Annotated in this window: 16 protein-coding genes and 1 pseudogene; 15 read left to right on the top strand and 2 right to left on the bottom strand. The window is 71.9% G+C overall.

Features of this window, described 5'->3' with window-relative positions; all coding sequences use genetic code 11:
• Window positions 1-105, top strand: a pseudogene (locus QMF80_RS05580) (IS982 family transposase); the annotation flags it as partial.
• An 18-nt stretch (window positions 106-123) separates the two neighbouring features.
• On the opposite strand, the gene QMF80_RS05575 reads toward QMF80_RS05580, so the two are convergent.
• Window positions 124-1239 (bottom strand): YihY/virulence factor BrkB family protein, encoded by a 1116-nt coding sequence (locus tag QMF80_RS05575; RefSeq protein ID WP_283450024.1) that lies wholly within the window; start codon window positions 1237-1239, stop codon window positions 124-126.
• Window positions 1240-1256: 17 nt separating this feature from the next.
• Between QMF80_RS05575 and QMF80_RS05570 the strand changes: the two genes are divergently transcribed.
• From QMF80_RS05570 to QMF80_RS05510, 14 genes are all read left to right on the top strand, one after another.
• Entirely contained in the window at window positions 1257-2891 is a 1635-nt protein-coding gene (locus QMF80_RS05570; protein ID WP_283450022.1) for an acyl-CoA dehydrogenase family protein, read from the top strand.
• A 310-nt stretch (window positions 2892-3201) separates the two neighbouring features.
• Window positions 3202-4464, top strand: coding sequence for a GAF domain-containing protein (locus QMF80_RS05565; RefSeq protein WP_283450057.1), 1263 nt, complete (start codon window positions 3202-3204; stop codon window positions 4462-4464).
• A 5-nt stretch (window positions 4465-4469) separates the two neighbouring features.
• A complete protein-coding gene (locus tag QMF80_RS05560) occupies window positions 4470-5033 on the top strand; it encodes a GNAT family N-acetyltransferase (protein WP_283450020.1) in 564 nt (187 codons plus the stop codon).
• A 336-nt stretch (window positions 5034-5369) separates the two neighbouring features.
• The gene (locus tag QMF80_RS38005; protein ID WP_312847410.1) at window positions 5370-5453 is read left to right on the top strand and encodes a putative leader peptide; all 84 of its coding nucleotides are present in this window, start codon (window positions 5370-5372) and stop codon (window positions 5451-5453) included.
• A gap of 216 nt (window positions 5454-5669) precedes the next feature.
• Window positions 5670-7373, top strand: a complete 1704-nt coding sequence (locus QMF80_RS05555) for a nitrite/sulfite reductase (protein ID WP_283450018.1) — start codon at window positions 5670-5672, stop codon at window positions 7371-7373.
• Complete coding sequence (locus QMF80_RS05550) at window positions 7370-7549, top strand: hypothetical protein (RefSeq protein WP_283450016.1); 180 nt, start codon at window positions 7370-7372, stop codon at window positions 7547-7549. The genes QMF80_RS05555 and QMF80_RS05550 overlap by 4 nt, the downstream gene beginning before the upstream one ends.
• On the top strand, window positions 7546-8253 hold the full coding sequence (locus tag QMF80_RS05545; protein ID WP_283450014.1) for a phosphoadenylyl-sulfate reductase: 708 nt from the start codon (window positions 7546-7548) through the stop codon (window positions 8251-8253). The genes QMF80_RS05550 and QMF80_RS05545 overlap by 4 nt, the downstream gene beginning before the upstream one ends.
• Window positions 8253-8861, top strand: a complete 609-nt coding sequence (gene cysC, locus QMF80_RS05540; RefSeq protein ID WP_349372181.1) for an adenylyl-sulfate kinase — start codon at window positions 8253-8255, stop codon at window positions 8859-8861. The genes QMF80_RS05545 and cysC overlap by 1 nt, the downstream gene beginning before the upstream one ends.
• Window positions 8858-9796: a sulfate adenylyltransferase subunit CysD gene (gene cysD, locus QMF80_RS05535; RefSeq protein ID WP_283450012.1), complete on the top strand. Its 939-nt coding sequence runs from the start codon at window positions 8858-8860 to the stop codon at window positions 9794-9796. Before cysC ends, cysD begins: the two co-directional genes overlap by 4 nt.
• A 2-nt stretch (window positions 9797-9798) precedes the next feature.
• A complete protein-coding gene (locus QMF80_RS05530; protein ID WP_283450011.1) occupies window positions 9799-11145 on the top strand; it encodes a sulfate adenylyltransferase subunit 1 in 1347 nt (448 codons plus the stop codon).
• A gap of 232 nt (window positions 11146-11377) precedes the next feature.
• On the top strand, window positions 11378-12499 hold the full coding sequence (locus QMF80_RS05525; protein WP_283450053.1) for an aliphatic sulfonate ABC transporter substrate-binding protein: 1122 nt from the start codon (window positions 11378-11380) through the stop codon (window positions 12497-12499).
• Window positions 12500-12539: 40 nt separating this feature from the next.
• Entirely contained in the window at window positions 12540-13340 is an 801-nt protein-coding gene (locus QMF80_RS05520) for an ABC transporter ATP-binding protein (RefSeq protein ID WP_283450008.1), read from the top strand.
• Window positions 13327-14235, top strand: coding sequence for an ABC transporter permease (locus QMF80_RS05515; protein ID WP_283450006.1), 909 nt, complete (start codon window positions 13327-13329; stop codon window positions 14233-14235). The genes QMF80_RS05520 and QMF80_RS05515 overlap by 14 nt, the downstream gene beginning before the upstream one ends.
• Before the next feature lie 7 nt (window positions 14236-14242).
• A complete protein-coding gene (locus QMF80_RS05510) occupies window positions 14243-15007 on the top strand; it encodes a sirohydrochlorin chelatase (RefSeq protein ID WP_283450004.1) in 765 nt (254 codons plus the stop codon).
• A 34-nt stretch (window positions 15008-15041) separates the two neighbouring features.
• Here QMF80_RS05510 and QMF80_RS05505 read toward each other — a convergent pair whose 3' ends face one another.
• Window positions 15042-16043 (bottom strand): ketopantoate reductase family protein, encoded by a 1002-nt coding sequence (locus QMF80_RS05505; RefSeq protein WP_283450002.1) that lies wholly within the window; start codon window positions 16041-16043, stop codon window positions 15042-15044.
• Between the last annotated feature and the right edge of the window lie 32 nt (window positions 16044-16075).

Raw genomic sequence — 16075 nt, 5'->3', positions numbered from 1 at the left:
ACAGTCCGCGTCCTGCAACGCATCCTGGCCCTCACCGCCGCAATCTGGCACAACACCAAGGCCGGCGAACCAGTGCTCCGCTCACTGACCGCCTACGATCACTGACCCCTTGGAATCAATCATCTAGTGCTTGCGCAGCCGGGACGAGTAGTCCTCCGGGGGGAGGAACTTCGACCAGCGCTCGGGGAACTCGGACGGCATGCCCGCGTCCTCGTCGTCCTCCGACTCCCCCTCGGCGAGGGCCCGCCAGGCCGCCGCGCGGGCGACCAGCTGGGCCGCCTCGGCCTCCCGTACCCGCTCGTTGGCCTCGCGGGCCGCCGCCGTGGCCAGTGAGGGCCATACGCGGTCGATGGCGGCGTTGACGGCGGCGCCGACGAGCACGGCGAAGGCCGAGATGCCGATCCACAGCAGGACCGCGACGGGCGCGGCCAGCGAGCCGTAGATGGTCGGGCCCTCGACCGTGTTCGTGAGGTAGATCCGCAGCAGGAACGAGCCCAGCACCCACATCGCCAGGGCGATCAGCGCGCCCGGCACGTCCTCGATCCACGGCGAGCGCACCGGCACCGACACGTGGTAGAGCGTGGTCAGGAAGACGATGGACAGCAGCGTGACGGTGGGCCAGTACAGCACCGCCACCAGCTCCGTCCCCCACGGCAGCCACCGGACCACCGCGTCCGGGCCCACCACGAGCAGCGGCAGCACGACCGACCCGACCAGCAGGGCGACGACGTACAGCACGAAGGCCAGCAGCCGGGTCTTGACGATGCCGCGCTGCCCGTCCAGGCCGTACATGACGGTGATGGTGTCGACGAAGACATTGACGGCGCGCGAGCCGGACCAGAGGGCGAAGGCGAAGCCGAGCGAGATGAGGTCGGGGCGGGCCCGTCCGGTCACGTCGTCGAGCATGGGGCGCGCGATGTCGTTGACGCCCCGGTCGGAGAGGACCGTGCCGACCGCCCGCAGGACGTTCTCCTCGATGCTCTGCACCGAGGTGGTGCCGCTCCAGCCGTCCACGTAGCCGACGAGCCCGAGCAGGCCGAGGAACAGCGGCGGCAGGGAGAGCAGGGTGAAGAAGGCCGCCTCGGCCGCGAGTCCCAGGATCCGGTACTCGATGCACGAATTGACGGTGTCTTTGAGGAGCAGCCAGGCCATCTTGCGCTTGGAGACGTTGCGGTAGAGGGCACGGGCCCGGTGGAGCCGCCCCGTGGGCCGCTCGGGTGTTTCATTTGCTGGCTGCACCTCCTTACCGTATCGGCATGGCAGCCACCACCCACACAGTCATCAACCAGGTACCGCTCCTGGCCGGGTACGACGTCTACGGCGGGGACCGCGCCCTCACCGAGGGCGTGGAACGGCACATCGCACCTGGACTCCTCGACGTCACCAGGGAAGAACTCACCGTGCTCGGCCGCGCCGCGGGGTCCGCGCAGGCCCAGGAATGGGGGGCCCAGGCCAACGAGAACCCACCGAAACTCCGCACACACGACCGGTATGGGAACCGGATCGACGAAGTGGACTTCCACCCCTCCTGGCACCGGCTGCTCGGGCACGCCGTGACCTCCGGGCTCACCGACGCCTGGGGGCGCGAGGGGGGCCATCTGCGCCGGGCCGCCGGATTCTTCGTCTGGTCCCAGGCCGAGGCGGGGCACGGCTGCCCGGTCTCCATGACCCACGCGGCGGTGCCCGCGCTGCGCACGGATCCGGAACTGGCCGCCGAGTGGGAGCCCCGGCTCACCTCGCACGTCTACGACCAGGGGCTGCGGCCGGCCGGGCAGAAGACGGGCGTCCTGTTCGGGATGGGGATGACCGAGAAGCAGGGCGGCAGCGACGTACGCGCCAACACGACGACGGCCACGGCGCTGGACGCGTCGGGCGAGTACCTGCTGACCGGGCACAAGTGGTTCTGCTCGGCTCCGATGTGCGACGGCTTCCTCGTCCTGGCGCAGGCCCCCGGCGGGCTCACCTGTTTCCTGGTGCCCCGGGTACTGGCGGACGGGACCCGGAACGTGTTCGCGATCCAGCGGCTGAAGGACAAGCTCGGCAACCGCTCGAACGCGTCGAGCGAGGTGGAGTTCGACGGGACCTGGGCCCGGCGGGTGGGCGAGGAGGGCCGGGGGGTGCGCACGATCATCGAGATGGTCGCCGCGACCCGGCTGGACTGCGTGATCGGTTCGGCCTCGCTGGTCCGGCAGGCGCTGACCCAGGCCGTGCACCACGCGGAGCACCGCTCCGCTTTCGGAGCGAAGCTCATCGACCAGCCGCTGATGCGCAACGTGCTGGCCGACCTCGCCGTCGAGTCGGAGGCGGCCACCACGCTGACCCTGCGGCTGGCGGCCGCGTACGACGCCGGGACCGAGCAGGAGCGGGCCTTCCTGCGGATCGCCGTGCCCACCGCGAAGTACTGGGTGACCAAGCGGTGCACCCCCGCCGTCGCGGAGTCCCTGGAGTGTCTGGGCGGCAACGGGTACGTCGAGGAGTCGGGGCTGCCGCGGCTGCTGCGGGAGTCCCCGCTGAACTCGATCTGGGAGGGCTCGGGCAACGTGCAGGCGCTGGACGTGCTGCGTGCGCTCCAGCGCGAGCCGCTGGCGCTGAACGCGTTCCTCCAGGAGGTCGGCCTGGCCCGGGGCGCCGATCACCGGCTGGACGCGGCGATCAAGAACCTGCTGACGGAGCTCGCCGACCTGGACGGGATCGAGGCGCGCGCCCGGCGGGTGGTGGAGCGGATGGCGCTGGTCCTCCAGGGTTCGCTGCTGGTGCGCTGGGCCCCGCCGCAGGTGGCGGACGCCTTCTGCGCCTCGCGGCTGGGCGGGGACTGGGGGGCGGCCTTCGGCACGCTGCCGCACACCCTGGATCTGGGCGCGGTGGTCGAACGGGCGCGGATCGCGGGTTAGGAGCGGTCCCCAAACCACTCCGAGACCGGATCCGGGCCCGTCTTCCGGAAGCGGGGTGGCGCCGCGCCGACTCGGCACCACTCCCGCTCCGGGTAGCCCCGAGGAGGAGCCTTCACGCCGCCTGTCGGCGTGACGCACAGTTTCGGTCGGACGACCGGGACTTGGCGAGAGTTGCAGACCGTTGCAACCTGTGAGTCCGATGGGGAGTCCAAACGCTCGGTCCGGTTCGTTCGGGGAGGATCCGGTGGCAACCACTGCAGGTGGCGCGCGTACCACGGGGGCTGCGGTCGAAGTGGCGCGGCTCGCCGCCATGGACGCGCACGACGCGGCCCGGCTGCTCAGGGGGGTACGGGCGGCGGCACTGGCCGGGGACCGGCCGCCCACCTCGCCGCGCCCCGAGATCGCCGCTTCGTGGCGGCGGATGCTGGCGTGCGGGGTGGACCCCGACCGGGACAGTCGTTCGCGGATGCTGTCGGCCGCGGAGACGGAGGAACGGCGCCAGGTGTCGCCGCTGCGGCCGCTGCTGCCCATACTGCGCGAGGGGCTGCTGCCCGCCCTGGACGAGGTGACGCACATCATGGTGGTCGCCGACGCGGACGGGCGGCTGCTGTGGCGCGAGGGGGCCGCCTCCATCCTGCGCAAGGCGGACCGGCTCGGCTTCGGGGTGGGCGCGGACTGGGACGAGGCGGTGGTCGGCACCAACGGGGTCGGTACCGCCCTGGTCACCCGGCGCCCGGTGCAGGTGTTCTCGGCGGAGCACTTCGTCTCCAGTCACCACGACTGGACGTGCGCGGGAGCGCCCGTGCACGATCCGCGCGACGGGCAGCTGCTGGGCGTGGTCGACGTCAGCGGGCCGCTGGCCACCATGCATCCGGCCACGCTGACCTGGGTGGCCTCGGTGGCCCGGCTGGCCGAGCGGGAGCTGCGGATCCGCCACCTGGAGTCCCTGGAGCGGCTGCGGGCGGTGGCGGCGCCGCTGCTGGCCCGGCTGTCGGGGCGGGCCATCGCCGTGGACCCGCACGGCTGGACGGCGGCGGTCACCGGGCTGGCCCCGGCCGAACGGATCCCGCTGCCGAAGGGCTTCGGGCCGGGCAGCCAGTGGGTGCCGCAGCTGGGCGACTGCGCGGTGGAGCCGCTGCCGGGCGGCTGGCTGCTCCGGGTCGAGCAGGCCCGTACGGGCGCGGCGGCGGGCCGGGTGGTCCTCGACCTGAGCCGGGAGCGGGCCTGGTCGGCGACCGTGTACGGGGCGGCGGGCAGCTGGACCCAGGAGCTGAGCCCGCGCCACGCGGAGCTGCTGTTCCTGCTCGCGGAGAGCCCGCGGGGGCGGTCGGCGGCGGAGCTGGCGCTGGAGCTCTTCGGGGACTCGACGCGGACGGTGACGGTCCGCGCGGAGATGTCGCGGGTACGGCGGCACCTGGCGGGGGTGCTGACGCACCGGCCGTACCGGTTCGCGGAGGACGTGGAGGTGGAGGTGATCCGTCCGCGGCCGCCGTCCGTCCTCCTGCCGCACTCCACCGCCCCGGCGGTGATCAGGGCCCGGCTGGGCCGGAACGGGACGGGCGTGATTCCCTGACCAGCATGAGCAACCTCACCCTCACCACCTGGTCCCTGGAGATGACCTCTCCGGACGACCTCGTTCCGGCGGTCGTTCCGGGTGCCGAGATCACAGTCTCGCGCGCGCGGGTCCCCTCGCCCGAGTTCAGCCGCTTCCTGTACGCGTCGGTGGGCGGCGACATCCACTGGACGGACCGGCTGTCACTGACCCGGGCGCAGTGGGTGGAGCAGCTGGGGCGGCCGGGTGTGGAGACGTGGGTGGCGTACGACAGGGGGACGCCGGCGGGGTACGTGGAGTTCGACCCGCAGGACGACGGCGTGGTGGAGATCATGTACTTCGGCCTGCTGCCGGACTTCCGGGGGCGCCGGATCGGGGGGCACCTGCTGTCGGTGGGCATCGCCCGCGCGTGGGACCTGGCGGACCGCTGGCCGGAGCGGGAGGCGACGAAGCGGGTGTGGCTGCACACGTGCAGCCAGGACGGGCCGACGGCGATGGACAACTACCTGCGGCGCGGTTTCACGGTCTTCCGAACGGAAACGGAGTCCAAGCCGGACACCCCTACGCCGGGGCCGTGGCCCGGGGCGTAGCCCGTGGCGGGGGGCGTAGTCGTGGCGGGGGCGTCGCCCATGGTGGGGGGGGCGTAACCCCTGACGCGCGACGTAGGCCATGCCGGGCGGCGTAGCCCCTGACGCGCGGCGCCCGTCGGGATCGGCCCGCTCCCGTCCGCGTCCGCGGGGGCGCCTCGACCGCCGACGGGCCTGGAGGGCTGGAGGGGTCCCTTTCAGCCCCCTGCGGGGCCCCGAGGTGGGGCCCAGGGGGTGCGTGGGGTGATGCGGGACACAACATCTCGGGATGCGGGACGCATTCGTCCGAATGCTGGACAGTAGTGGACTCCTCCAATCGCCCCGTGACACGCTTCCGCCATGAATGGAGCTGGAATTGCCTTGGTGAGTCGGCGGCACGTCGACCTCGGCCGCATGTCCAGCGCCATCTGTCCGGCGCGCTGACGGAACCAGCCCCCGCCGCACCTCGTCGCCGCCGCCTCCGCGGACGCGTCGATTCCGTAAGCCCCCGCAGGCCGAGAACCGCCCCCGCCCACCGGCGAACGGGGGGTGATCCGCCGCACCTGTCAGCGCACCGCCGCGCATCACCGCAGGTCACGCCGTGGGGCACCGCCGCTTCGCCTGCCCCTGCTTCGAGCCGCCACAAAAGGACGTACCGCCATGGCCGCCACCCCCGAAACGCCCGCAGCCGCTCCCGCAGCCGCGCGCCGCAAGCCCGGCCGCCACCGCGGCGAGGGCCAGTGGGCCGTCGGTCACCACACGCCCCTCAACGGCAACGAGCAGTTCAAAAAGGACGACGACGGTCTCAACGTGCGGACACGCATCGAGACGATCTACTCCAAGCAGGGCTTCGACTCGATCGACCCCAACGACCTGCGCGGCCGGATGCGCTGGTGGGGCCTCTACACCCAGCGCAAGCCCGGGATCGACGGCGGCAAGACCGCGATCCTGGAGCCGGAGGAGCTGGATGACGAGTACTTCATGCTCCGCGTCCGCATCGACGGCGGCCGGCTGACCACCGAGCAGCTGCGCGTGATCGGCGAGATCTCCGAGGAGTTCGCCCGGGGCACCGCCGACCTCACCGACCGCCAGAACGTGCAGTACCACTGGATCCGGATCGAGGACGTCCCCGAGATCTGGCGCCGCCTGGAGGCCGTCGGCCTGTCCACCACCGAGGCCTGCGGTGACTGCCCCCGCGTCATCCTCGGCTCGCCGGTCGCGGGCATCGCCCGGGACGAGATCATCGACGGCACCCCCGCCATCGACGAGATCTACCGCCGGATCGTGGGCAACAAGGACTTCTCCAACCTGCCCCGCAAGTTCAAGTCGGCCGTCTCCGGCTCGCCGCTGCTCGACGTGGCGCACGAGATCAACGACATCGCCTTCGTCGGCGTGAACCACCCCGAGCACGGCCCCGGCTTCGACGTCTGGGTCGGCGGCGGGCTCTCCACCAACCCCAAGCTGGGCGTGCGCCTGGGCACCTGGGTCTCGCTCGACGAGGTCCCGGACGTCTACGAGGGCGTCATCTCGATCTTCCGCGACTACGGCTACCGCCGCCTGCGCACCCGCGCCCGGCTGAAGTTCCTCGTCGCCGACTGGGGCCCGGCCAAGTTCCGCCAGGTCCTGGAGGACGAGTACCTGGAGCGCAAGCTGACGGACGGCCCCGCCCCCGCGCAGCCCACCGGCCAGTGGCGCGACCACGTCGGCGTGCACCAGCAGCAGGACGGCCGCTTCTACGTCGGCTTCGCCCCCCGGGTCGGCCGCGTGGACGGCGCCACCCTCACCAAGATCGCCGACGTGGCCGAGCGCCACGGCTCCGGACGCCTGCGCACCACCGCCGAGCAGAAGATGGTCGTGCTCGACATCGAGGCGGACCAGGTGGAGTCCCTCGTCGCCGCCCTGGAGGCGCTGGACCTGCGGGTCAACCCGTCGCCGTTCCGCCGCGGCACGATGGCCTGCACCGGCATCGAGTTCTGCAAGCTGGCCATCGTCGAGACCAAGGCGCGCGGCGCCTCGCTGATCGACGAGCTGGAGCGCCGCCTGCCGGACTTCGCCGAGCCGCTCACCATCAACATCAACGGCTGCCCCAACGCCTGCGCGCGCATCCAGGTGGCGGACATCGGTCTCAAGGGCCAGCTGGTCCTGGACGACGACGGCAACCAGGTCGAGGGCTACCAGGTCCACCTCGGTGGAGCGCTCGGCCTGGAGGCCGGGTTCGGCCGCAAGGTCCGCGGCCTCAAGGTCACCGCGACCGAGCTGCCCGACTACGTCGAGCGGGTCGTCACGCGCTTCGAGGAGCAGCGCGAGGACGGCGAGCGCTTCGCGGCGTGGGCCGCGCGCGCCGACGAGAAGAGCCTGGCATGAGCGAGCGCGCCGCACCGTTCTACTGCCCGTACTGCGGCGACGAGGACCTGTTCCCGAACGAACAGGGCCACGGCGCCTGGGAATGCAGGTCCTGCAATCGAGCCTTCCAGCTGAAGTACCTCGGGCTGCTGGCCCGCGGACTTCAGTCCAACACCGTTGGAAAGGAAGAAATATGACGTCGACTCAGGCCGCGCGTACGGACGACCTCAAGGAACTGGCCGCGCGGGCGGGCCGCGACCTGGAGGACGCCTCGGCGCTGGACATCCTGCGCTGGGCGGCCGACACCTTCGGCAAGCGGTTCGCCGTGACCTCCTCCATGGAGGACGCGGTGGTCGCCCACCTCGCCTCCCGGGCCTTCCCCGGCGTGGACGTGGTCTTCCTCGACACCGGCTACCACTTCGAGGAGACCATCGGCACCCGGGACGCGGTCGAGGCCGTGATGGACGTCCACGTCATCACGCTCACCCCGCGCCAGAGCGTGGCCGAGCAGGACGCCGAGTACGGCCCGAAGCTGCACGACCGCGACCCGGACCTGTGCTGCGCGCTGCGCAAGGTCAAGCCGCTGGAAGAGGGCCTGACGGCGTATGACGCGTGGGCGACCGGCCTGCGCCGCGACGAGTCCCCGACCCGGGCGAACACCCCGGTGGTCGGCTGGGACGAGAAGCGGCGGAAGGTCAAGGTCTCCCCGATCGCCCGCTGGACCCAGGACGACGTGGACGCGTACGTCGCCGAGCACGGCGTCCTCACCAACCCGCTGCTGATGGACGGTTACCCCTCCGTCGGCTGCGCCCCCTGCACCCGCCGGGTCGCGGAGGGCGAGGACGCGCGGGCGGGTCGCTGGGCGGGCCTGGGCAAGACCGAATGCGGGCTGCACGGCTGATGACCCAGCCGCAGCCGGAGCACGAGTCCACGAACCGTACGGAACCGACGGAGAGCAAGCAGATGAGCGTGAGCGACCAGGGCGCCACCGTGTGGCTGACCGGGCTGCCGAGCGCGGGCAAGACCACCATCGCCAACGCGCTGGCCGAACGGCTGCGCGGCGAGGGCCACCGGGTGGAGGTGCTCGACGGGGACGAGATCCGTGAATTCCTCTCCGCCGGGCTGGGCTTCACCCGCGAGGACCGGCACACCAACGTGCAGCGGATCGGCTTCGTCGCCGAACTGCTCGCGAGCAACGGCGTCAAGGCGCTGGTCCCGGTCATCGCTCCGTTCGCGGACAGCCGGGAGGCCGTGCGCAAGCGGCACGCCGCCGAGGGGGCGACGTACCTGGAGGTCCATGTGGCCACCCCGGTCGAGGTCTGCTCGGAGCGCGACGTGAAGGGCCTGTACGCCAAGCAGGCGGCGGGCGAGATCTCCGGTCTGACCGGGGTCGACGACCCGTACGAGGCTCCGCATACGCCGGACCTGCGGATCGAGTCGCACACCCAGTCGGTGCAGGAGTCCGCGGCGGCCCTGTTCGCGCTGCTCAACGAGAGGGGTCTGGCATGACCACCACGGTCGCCCACGTCCACGCCGAGGCGGACGTGCCCTACGCGCTGTCCCACCTGGACGCCCTCGAGTCCGAGGCGGTGCACATCTTCCGCGAGGTGGCGGGCGAGTTCGAGAAGCCGGTGATCCTGTTCTCCGGCGGCAAGGACTCCATCGTCATGCTGCACCTGGCGCTCAAGGCGTTCGCGCCCGCGCCGGTCCCCTTCACCCTGCTGCACGTCGACACGGGCCACAACTTCCCCGAGGTGCTGGAGTACCGCGACCGCACGGTGGCCGAGCACGGGCTGCGCCTGCACGTGGCGTCCGTACAGGACTACATCGACGCCGGAAAGCTGCGCGAGCGCCCCGACGGGGTCCGCAACCCGCTGCAGACCGTCCCGCTGACCGAGGCGATCCAGCAGCACCGCTTCGACGCGGTATTCGGCGGCGGCCGCCGCGACGAGGAGAAGGCCCGCGCCAAGGAGCGGGTGTTCAGCCTGCGCGACGAGTTCTCCCAGTGGGACCCGCGCCGCCAGCGCCCCGAGCTGTGGAACCTGTACAACGGCCGCCACGCGCCCGGCGAGCACGTGCGGATCTTCCCGCTCTCCAACTGGACCGAGCTGGACGTGTGGCAGTACATCGCCCGCGAGGGCATCGAGCTGCCGCAGATCTACTTCGCCCACGAGCGCGAGGTCTTCCAGCGGCACGGCATGTGGCTGACCGCAGGCGAGTGGGGCGGCGCGAAGAAGGGCGAGGAGACCGAGACGCGGCTCGTCCGCTACCGCACCGTCGGTGACATGTCCTGCACGGGCGCCGTCGACTCCGACGCCACCACGCTCGACGCCGTGATCGCCGAGATCGCCGCCTCCCGGCTCACCGAGCGGGGCGCCACCCGCGCCGACGACAAGATGTCCGAGGCCGCGATGGAAGACCGCAAGCGCGAAGGGTACTTCTAGACATGACCTCCACCACCGAGCAGTTCGCCGACGTGTCGACGACCACCCTGCTGCGCTTCGCGACCGCCGGATCCGTCGACGACGGCAAGTCCACCCTGGTCGGGCGTCTCCTGCACGACTCCAAGTCGATCCTGACCGACCAGCTGGAGGCCGTCGAGGCCGTCTCCGCCCAGCGCGGCCAGGACACCCCCGACCTCGCGCTGCTCACCGACGGCCTGCGGGCCGAGCGCGAGCAGGGCATCACCATCGACGTGGCCTACCGCTACTTCGCCACCGCCCAGCGCCGGTTCATCCTCGCGGACACCCCCGGGCACGTGCAGTACACCCGGAACATGGTCACCGGCGCCTCCACCGCCGACCTGGCCGTGGTGCTGGTCGACGCGCGCAACGGCGTGATCGAGCAGACCCGCCGGCACGCGGCGGTCGCCGCCCTGCTGCGGGTGCCGCACGTGGTCCTGGCCGTCAACAAGATGGACCTGGTGGACTACGCGGAGAAGGTCTTCGCGGCGATCGCCGAGGAGTTCACGGCGTACGCCTCGGAGCTGGGCGTCCCCGAGATCACCGCCATCCCGATCTCCGCGCTGGCCGGTGACAACGTCGTGGAGCCCTCCGCGAACATGGACTGGTACGGCGGCCCGACGGTGCTGGAGCACCTGGAGACCGTCCCGGTCAGCCACGACCTCACCGCCTGCCCGGCCCGTTTCCCGGTGCAGTACGTGATCCGCCCGCAGAGCGCCGAGCACCCCGACTACCGCGGCTACGCGGGCCAGATCGCCTCCGGCGTGCTGCGCGTCGGCGAGGCCGTCACCGTCCTGCCGTCGGGCCGTACGAGCACCATCGAGGGGATCGACGCCCTCGGCCGGAGCGTGGACATCGCCTGGGCCCCCCAGTCGGTGACCCTGCGCCTCAAGGACGACATCGACATCTCGCGCGGGGACCTGATCGCCCCGTCCGCGAGCGCGCCCGCCACCACGCAGGACGTCGAGGCGACGGTCTGCCACGTGGCGGACCAGCCGCTCGCCGTGGGGGCCCGGGTGCTGCTCAAGCACACCACGCGCACGGTGAAGGCGATCGTCAAGGAGATCCCCTCGCGGCTGACCCTGGACGACCTGTCCCAGCACCCGGAGCCCGGGCAGTTGGTGGCCAACGACATCGGCCGTGTGGTCGTGCGCACCGCCGAGCCGCTCGCGCTCGACTCCTACGCCGACTCGCGCCGTACCGGGTCCTTCCTGCTGATCGACCCGGCCGACGGAACCACCCTGGCGGCGGGCATGGCGGGGGCGGCCTTCGCCTCCCGGCCCGACGCCGCCGACCAGGCTCCCCACGACGACGCGGAGTGGGATTTCTGATCATGCCGAACGACATGTTCTCGACCTTCGCGAAGGAGGGCGGCCGCGTGGGCAGCGGCGCCCTCGGCAGCGGCCAGGGAGGGGTGGCGCGATGTGCGCGATGACGTACGCGCACCGCATGCGCGCCCACACCCCCCACGTGCACCACGAGCTGTACCCGCCCTTGCTCCATAGACGAAGACGTGTGTCGTGATCCCACGACGCTACGAGAGGAACACCTCCCGTGCCTGCCATCGGTACCACGCGTAAGACCCTGCACCGCGGCATCGTCGCCGCCGCCCTGCCCCTGCTGATCGGGGCGCTCGCCTCCTGCGGCTACGGCTCCGACGCGGCGAAGGACGAGCCCGCCGCCGACAAGGCGAGCGCCGCTCCGGCCGACGCCAAGAAGCTCTCCGCCTCCGAGGTCCGGATCGGCTACTTCCCCAACCTGACGCACGCCACGGCGCTCGTCGGCATCCAGGAAGGCCTGATCGAGAAGGAACTGGCCGGCACCAAGATCAAGCCGCAGACCTTCAACGCCGGTCCGTCCGAGATCGAAGCCCTCAACGGCGGCTCTCTCGACATCGGTTTCATCGGCCCCTCGCCGTCCATCAACGGCTACGTGAAGTCCAAGGGCTCGAACCTGCGGATCATCTCGGGTTCCGCCTCCGGCGGCGTGAAGCTGGTCGTGAACCCGGACAAGATCAAGACCCTGGACGACCTCAAGGGCAAGAAGATCGCCACTCCGCAGAAGGGGAACACGCAGGACGTCGCGTTCCTCAACTGGATCTCGGAGAAGGGCTGGAAGGTCGACCCGGAGTCCGGCAAGGGTGACGTCTCCGTCGTCCGTACGGACAACAAGGTCACCCCGGACGCCTTCAAGCAGGGCTCGATCGACGGCGCCTGGGTGCCGGAGCCGACGGCCTCCAAGCTCGTCTCCGACGGCGGTCAGGTGCTGCTCGACGAGACCAGCCTGTGGCCCGACAAGAAGTTCGTGATCACGAACATCATCGTGTCGCAGAAGTTCCTCAAGGAGCACGCGGACGTCGTGGAGGCCGTGCTGCGCGGCACCGTCAAGACGAACGAGTGGATCAACGCCAACCAGGACAAGGCGAAGGCGTCCGCGAACGCCGCGCTCAAGACCCTGAGCGGCAAGGAGCTGGAGGCCAAGGTCATCGACCCGGCGTGGCCGAGCATCCTCGTCACCGACGACCCGCTGGCGAGCACGCTGAAGACGGAGTCCGACTGGGCGGTCAAGGCCAAGCTCATCGAGCAGCCCGACCTGGCCGGTATCTACGACCTGTCGCTCCTGAACAAGGTGCTCAAGGCCACGGGCAAGCCCGAGGTCTCCGACGCCGGTCTTGGCGTCAAGTAACCCACCCGTCAGTTCAGTTGACCCCCAGGAGGTGACGACCATGGCCACCACGCTTGCCAAGGCTGCCGAGGGCGCCGAAGCGACGACGACGGCGACGCACGCCGCTCGGATCGAGCACGTCTCGAAGTCCTTCTCCGGCCCGGCCGGTTCACAGCTCGTCCTGGACGACATCAGCCTCGATGTCGCGCCCGGCGAGTTCGTCACCATCCTGGGGGCCTCGGGGTGTGGCAAGTCCACCCTGCTCAACCTGGTCGCGGGGCTGGACGCCCCGTCCGCGGGGGCCATCGAGACCCCCGGCGGGCGGCCCGCCCTGATGTTCCAGGAGCACGCCCTCTTCCCGTGGCTCACCGCGGGCAAGAACATCGAACTCGCCCTGCGGCTGCGCGGGGTGGCCAAGGCCGAGCGCCGGCCGGAGGCGGAGCGGCTGCTGGAGCTGGTCCGCCTCGGCGGCTCGTACGGCAAGCGCGTGCACGAGCTGTCGGGCGGCATGCGCCAGCGCGTGGCGCTCGCCCGGGCCCTGGCCCAGGACAGCAGGCTGCTGCTGATGGACGAGCCGTTCGCGGCCCTGGACGCCATCACCCGCGACGTGCTGCACGGCGAGCTGACCCGCATCTGGGCGGAGACCAACCTCTCCGTCCTCTTCGTGACGCACAACGTCCGCGAGGCCGTCCGGCTCGCGCAGCGCGTGGTCCTGCTCTCCTCGCGGCCCGGCCGGGTCGCCAAGGAATGGACCGTGGACATCCCGCAGCCGCGCCGCATCGAGGACCCGGACGTCGCGGAGCTGTCCGTCGAGATCACTGAACACCTGCGTGGGGAGATCCGCCGCCATGGCCAGCACTGAGATCACCGAAACGGCCACGGCCAAGAACAGGACCACGAGCGACGACCTGGCCGGCCTGGAGGCCGGGCTGGACGCGCTCGACGCGGTCCAGACCCACCGCACCCCGGTCCGCGAAGTCCTCGTCAAGAAGATCCTGCCGCCGGTCATCGCCGTCGGCCTGGTCCTCGCCGTCTGGCAGATCCTGGTCTCCGCGCACGTCACCCAGGAGAGCAAGCTGCCCTCGCCGTCCGCGGTGTGGGACGGCCTGTCCGCGATGTGGCTCAAGGGCACCCTGCTGGAGGTCATCTGGACCAGCGTGTCGCGCGGTCTGCTCGGCTTCCTGCTGGCCCTGGCCATCGGCACCCCGCTCGGGCTGCTGGTCGCCCGGGTGAAGTTCGTCCGCGCGGCGATCGGCCCGATCCTCCAGGGCCTGCAGTCCCTGCCGTCCGTGGCCTGGGTGCCTCCGGCCGTCATCTGGCTCGGCCTGAACGACTCGATGATGTTCGCCGTCATCCTGCTCGGGGCGGTCCCCTCGATCGCCAACGGCCTCGTCGCGGGCCACGACCAGATCCCGCCGCTGTTCCTGCGGGCCGGGCGCACCCTGGGCGCCACCGGCCTCAAGGGCACCTGGCACGTGGTGATGCCCGCCGCGCTGCCCGGCTACCTCGCCGGTCTCAAGCAGGGCTGGGCCTTCTCCTGGCGCTCCCTGATGGCCGCCGAGATCATCGCCTCCTCGCCCGATCTGGGCCTGGGACTGGGCCAGTTGCTGGAGAACGGCCGCAACAACATCGACATGCCCGGGGTGTTCCTCGCGATCATCCTGATCCTGCTCGTGGGCATCGCCATCGATCTGATCATCTTCAGCCCGCTGGAGCGCTGGGTGCTGCGCAGCCGCGGTCTGCTGGTCAAGAGCTGAGCCCGCCGTGCAGCCCGTTCTGCTGGTCATCGCCCACGGCAGCCGCGACCCGCGGCACGCGGCGACCGTACACGCCCTGACCGGGCGGGTCCGGGCGCTGCGGCCGGGGCTGCGGGTGGAGACCGCGTTCCTCGACTTCAACGCCCCGGCCGTGCCGCAGGTCCTCGCGGCGCTGTACGAGGACGGGGTGCGGGACGTGGTGGCCCTGCCGCTGCTGCTGACCCGCGCCTTCCACGCGAAGGCCGACATCCCGGCGGCGCTCGCCCGGTCCACGGCCGCGCTGCCCGGCCTGTCCGTGCGGGTGGCCGGCGTACTCGGTCCCTCGCCCCTGCTGACCGGCGCCCTGGAGCGCCGGCTGACGGAGGCCGGGCTGCGTCCGGCCGACCGTCCGACCACCGGCGTGGTGCTCGCGTCCGCCGGTTCCTCAGACCCGGAGGCGATCGCGGTGATCGCTGAAATCGCGCGGGAGTGGCGGCACACCGGCTGGTGCGCCGTGCGGCCCGCGTTCGCCTCCGCGGCACTGCCCCGTACGGAGGACGCCGTACGGGCGCTGCGCGCCGAGGGCGTCCACCGCGTGGTGGTCGCCCCGTACGTCCTGGCCCCCGGCCGGCTGCCGGACCGGATCGCGGCCGGCGCCGCGGCCGCCGGGGCGGACCTGGTGGCCGGGGTCCTCGGCGCGGCCCCCGAGGTGGCCCGGCTGCTGCTGCGCCGCTACGACGCGGCGGCGCTGGCCCCGGCCGCGCTGAGCGCACTCCCCGCGCTGAGCGCCTGAGCCGCGCCGTCCACGTCGAAGAGGACGCACGGGCTCACGCGCGGGCTTCGGCCTCGTCGGCGAGGGCCGTGAGGTCCTCGACGCTCATGGATCCCGGGGGCAGGCCCTCGCGGGCGAAGATGTTCGCCGCGTGCCGCAGGACGTCGTTGACCGGGGTCGGGATCCCGTGCAGGCGGCCCAGCAGGGAGATCTCCCCATTGAGGTAGTCCGCCTCGATGCTGCCCGTGCCCCGGCGCAGGCTCTGCCAGGAGGAACCCCCGCGCACCCCGGGGGGCTGTTCGGCCTTGCCGTCGCGGGCCTGCGACTGTTCGGCCTCCGAGGCGTGGGCGATGCCCGCCGCCGCGAAGGCGGCCTTGGCCTCGCGGATCGCGCGCAGCAGCAGGGCGCCCTTGGCGGGGTCCGGCTCGGGCCCGGTGGTGGCCTGGACGGCGTTGCCGAGGTTGCCGAGGAGTTTCGCGTACTTCCAGCGCATCACGTCCTCGGTCAGCACCGCCTCGAACCCGGCCTTCGCCAGGTCGGCGACGATCCGCCGGGCCCGCTCGTCCGCTCCCCCGGCGGCCCGGCCCAGGTGCAGGATCCCGGGGTGCGGGCTGCCGAGGGCGGAGACCGCGCCGGGTTCCAGGAAACTGGCGGGCAGCCAGACGCACAGGCCGTAGACCCGGTCGAAGCGGCGCAGTGCGAGGCGCTCGCTCTCCACTCCGTTCTGCGCGCAGACCAGCGGCAGCCGCTGGGCGGCGGTGCCGCCGCCGGTGACCTCGGCGTCGCCCCACGCGTCGAGCGCGGCGATGGCGTCCTGGGTCTTGACGGTCAGCAGCAGGACGTCGTCGGGGCGCAGTTCGCCCAGCGCCTGCGGTCCGCCGATCACGGGCAGCCGGTGGACGCGGGTGCCGTCGGCGGTGGTGAGCCGCAGGCCGTCCGCGCGGAGGGCGTCCGCGTGCGGGCCGCGCGCGACGAGGACGACCTCGCCGCCCGCCTGTGCGAGCAGTCCGCCGATGGTGGCGCCGATCGCGCCCGCGCCGATGATGATGTAACGCATGGGGCGAGCCTGGCACATCGGGTGGGCTGCGT

Source organism: Streptomyces sp. G-G2, assembly GCF_030063135.1.
Taxonomy (GTDB): Bacteria; Actinomycetota; Actinomycetes; order Streptomycetales; family Streptomycetaceae; genus Streptomyces.
This window is presented reverse-complemented; position numbering and strand designations above follow the sequence as displayed.